The organism is Cellulosimicrobium cellulans (assembly GCF_006539945.1).
Taxonomy (GTDB): Bacteria; Actinomycetota; Actinomycetes; order Actinomycetales; family Cellulomonadaceae; genus Cellulosimicrobium; species Cellulosimicrobium cellulans.
This window is the reverse complement of sequence record NZ_BJNZ01000054.1, coordinates 1-2129: the sequence shown is the minus strand read 5'-3', so window position 1 is coordinate 2129 and position 2129 is coordinate 1. Positions and strand designations below refer to the sequence as shown.

Sequence of the window (2129 nt, the reverse complement as noted above, 5' to 3'; positions counted from 1 at the left end):
CGTGTTCATCAGCGCACCGCCGGCGGTCACGGAGCCCGCGAGCACGAGCGGGGCCAGGCCCGCGCGCGCCGCGTAGATCGCCGCGGTGTACCCCGCCGGCCCCGAACCCACGATCACCACGTCTTGTATCGACATGTGTCTATGTTGACACCCATCGATATACGCGCGCAAGGTCGGGCGACGTCGACGGGCAAGAGTCCCGGCAGGGGCCGCCCCAGATCGCCTCGGCGGGAATCGGCGATCCGTCGCGCGCGCACCACGGGTGCCTGGCTCTGGCCGAGCTCACCGCACCAGCGGTAAGAAGTGAGCCCCCGGCGGCCGACGGTTCCACCTCCTCGACCCGAGCGGCAACGAGCCGGGGGTCTGGGCGGCGTCCTGAGGACGCGCCGCGTCAGCCGCCGAGCAGGAGCGACACCCCGATCGTCGCCATGACGACGGCGATCGCGCCGTCGAGCACGCGCCACGCGCCGGGGCGGGCGAACACGGGCGCGAGCAGCCGTGCCCCGAAGCCCAGCGCGGCGAACCACAGGACGCTCGCGACCATCGCGCCCGCCCCGAAGAGCCACCGGGCGGCGTCGGGGTCACCCGCTCCCCCGGCGTGCGCGGCGGCGTAGCCCGCCGCGAGCGACCCGAGGAGCAGCACGGTGTCGAGGTAGACGTGCGGGTTGAGCCACGTGAGGGCCAGCGACGTCCCGACGGCCGACCGTGCGCTCGTCGCGCCGGCGCCGGACACCTCGCCGGACGCTGCGTCGAGCCCGCCGGGCCGCATCGCGCGGCGGGCGGCGAGGGCCGCGAGCGTCAGGAGGAACGCGGCGCCGCCCCAGCGCACCACGGTGAGCAGCGCGGGCGCGCCGGTCACGAGCGCGCCGAGCCCGGCCGTCCCGGCGGCGATGAGGACGAGGTCGGAGAGCGCGCAGACGAGGACGACGGGCAGGACGTGCTCGCGGCGCAGGCCCTGGCGCAGCACGAACGCGTTCTGCGCCCCGATCGCGACGATGAGGGACAGCCCGGCGGCGAGACCGGCGGCGAGGGGCGAGAGAGCGGCGAGCACGCCCTCGACGGTAGGCATCCGGCGAGGTGAAGTACAGCGAAAGATTCTGCACTTCCTTAAGATCTGCTTCATGGTGGATCTCCAGCCCGACCAGCTCCGCACGCTCGCCGCGATCGCCGCCGAAGGGACGTTCGAGGCCGCCGCCCACCGGCTCGGGGTCACCCCGTCCGCCGTGAGCCAGCGCGTGCGCGCGCTCGAGTCGGCCGTGGGCCAGGTGCTCGTGCGGCGCGGGAAGCCCGCCGAGCTCACGCCGCCGGGCGAGGTGCTCGTGCGGCACGCGCGCCACCTCGCGCTCCAGCAGGCGGACGTGCTCGCCGAGCTGGGGATCGGGGCTGCGGGACGGCCTGCGGGCGACCCGGCCGCGGACGACGGCAGCGCGGCGCCGCTGCCCGAGATCACGCTCGTCGTCTCCGGCGACGCGATGACCACGTGGGCGCTGCCGGCCCTCGTGGAGGCGTCGGCGTGGGCCCGGCTCGAGGTGCTGCGCGAGGACGAGGAGCACTCCGTCGGCCTCCTGCGCGACGGGACGGCGGTCGCGGCCGTCAGCTCGGTCGCCGACGCCGTCCCGGGGTGCCGCTCGACCCTGCTCGGCCAGATGCGCTACCGACCCATGGCGAGCCCCGCGTTCGCCGCGCGCTGGTTCCCGGACGGCCCGACCGCCGCCGCGCTCTCGCGCGCGCCCGTCCTCGCGTTCGACCGCAAGGACGACCTCCAGGAGCGCTACCTGCGGCTGCGCGCGCAGTGTGCAGCCGGGACAGCGGCGGGAACAGCGATCGACCCTCCCCGCCACTACGTCCCCGCGTCGAACGAGTTCCGCCGCGCGATCGAGCTCGGCATGGGCTGGGGCATGCTCCCCGACCTCCAGAGCGCCCGGGCCGAGCGCGCGGGGCGCCTCGTGGGCTTCGACGACGCCCGGGCCATGGACGTGCCGCAGCACTGGCAGCAGTGGCGGCTGCACTCCACGTCGCTCGACCGCCTCGCGGCGGCCGTCGCGCGTGCCGCTCGTGCCGCGCTCGGCGCCCCCTGACGTCCGGCGGCAGCCCGTCCCTCGGACGCCCGCGAGAGCCCGCACGGCGTC

At 76.0% G+C, this 2129-nt stretch carries 3 protein-coding genes; 1 reads left to right on the top strand and 2 read right to left on the bottom strand.

What is annotated here, in order from left to right; translation table 11 throughout:
* Both CCE02nite_RS20255 and CCE02nite_RS20250 read right to left on the bottom strand, forming a co-directional pair.
* A partial coding sequence (locus tag CCE02nite_RS20255) for an FAD-dependent oxidoreductase (RefSeq protein WP_141391379.1) occupies nucleotides 1–135 on the bottom strand: 135 nt, incomplete at its 3' end.
* A 256-nt stretch (nucleotides 136–391) separates the two neighbouring features.
* Entirely contained in the window at nucleotides 392–1069 is a 678-nt protein-coding gene (locus CCE02nite_RS20250) for a LysE/ArgO family amino acid transporter (RefSeq protein WP_141391378.1), read from the bottom strand.
* A 52-nt stretch (nucleotides 1070–1121) separates the two neighbouring features.
* On the opposite strand from CCE02nite_RS20250, the gene CCE02nite_RS20245 reads away from it, so the two are divergent.
* Complete coding sequence (locus tag CCE02nite_RS20245; RefSeq protein WP_141391377.1) at nucleotides 1122–2078, top strand: ArgP/LysG family DNA-binding transcriptional regulator; 957 nt, start codon at nucleotides 1122–1124, stop codon at nucleotides 2076–2078.
* The last annotated feature ends 51 nt before the right edge of the window (nucleotides 2079–2129 follow it).

Excerpts from the sequence above, each read along its gene's own strand:
- CCE02nite_RS20245 (WP_141391377.1), top strand. The coding sequence starts at position 1,122 with ATGGTGGATCTCCAGCCCGACCAGCTCCGCACGCTCGCCGCGATCGCC.
- CCE02nite_RS20250 (WP_141391378.1), bottom strand. The coding sequence starts at position 1,069 with ATGCCTACCGTCGAGGGCGTGCTCGCCGCTCTCTCGCCCCTCGCCGCC.